The sequence below is a fragment of the Bradyrhizobium australafricanum genome (assembly GCF_020329495.1).
In the GTDB taxonomy this organism is placed as follows: Bacteria; Pseudomonadota; Alphaproteobacteria; order Rhizobiales; family Xanthobacteraceae; genus Bradyrhizobium; species Bradyrhizobium australafricanum.
Genome location: NZ_JAGKJL010000179.1, coordinates 1 through 1,019, shown reverse-complemented (window position 1 = coordinate 1,019; position 1,019 = coordinate 1). Strand labels below are relative to the sequence as shown.

The following is a 1,019-nucleotide window of genomic DNA, read 5'->3' as shown; positions in this document are numbered from 1 at the left end:
CGTGTTCAGTCCCGTGAGTTTAGCAACGGCCTGGATCGGGGCCTGGTAGCCGAGGCATTTGAGGCGAGTCCGGTTGTAGTCGTGGACGAACCTGGCGATGAAGGTGTCTCGATCGGCGTGATCGATGAAGGTCCGCCGGGCGCTGCCACGCTTTGTTTCGCGGCCAATGGCTTCGGCGATGCGCCGGTTGAAACGTTCGACGAGGCCGTTGGTCTGCGGATGGTAGGGCTTGGTCAGGCGATGCTGGATGCCGCACTGTCGGCAGAGTTGATCAAAGGGGTGGTCGCCGGAAGGCTTCCCGGGCGGCTTGTTCTTCTTGTCGACGGCGAAGCGGTCGGTGAACTCGGCACCGTTGTCGGTGAGGATAGTGTGAACCTGGTGCGGAAAATCAGCCAGGAAGCGCTTAAGGAAACCGGTCGCGGTCGCTCCGTCCCGCCTGGAATGGACCTCGACAAAGACGTAGCGGGTGGCTCGGTCGATGGCGACAAAGGCATAGCTGGTGCGGCGCTGCAGTGCCGGCAGATACTTCACGTCGATATGGATGAAGCCGATGCTGGCATTCTCGAAGACGCCGGCTTTGGGTTTGTCAGGCTTGGCAAGCCGGCTGATGCCATTGCGCTGCAGGCAGCGGTGAATGGCGCTGCGGGACAGCTTGGCATTGATGCATCGCCGCATCACCTCGACGATGTCATCCAGCGGCAACTGCAGCGACGTCCGCAGCTCGCAAACCGCCCTTTCTTCAACCGCGGAGAGGCTGGTCGTGAGGTTCTTCGGCCGGTGCGAGCGGTCTTCGACCGTCGTGCGGCTGCGCCAGCGATAAATCGTGGTCTCGCTGACCCCCAATTCGGCCGCCAATTGGGCGACCGACTTCCGGCTGCGCTGGATGTAGGCACGTGTCTTCGGCGTCGTCGTGGCGTTCGCGTGCAAGCTCAGTTCCATGACCCGAGGTGCTCCCTGACAAAGGCCACGCCTCGTTCTACACCGATTCCATCAAACCAATCAGCAGGGACCAAACACTT

The 1,019-nt window shown here is 61.6% G+C and carries 1 protein-coding gene; it reads right to left on the bottom strand.

Annotated elements, in window-relative coordinates:
• The coding region (locus tag J6525_RS46415) for an IS481 family transposase (protein WP_225649611.1) at positions 1 to 939 on the bottom strand (939 nt) is incomplete at its 3' end.
• Positions 940 to 1,019 lie beyond the last annotated feature (80 nt).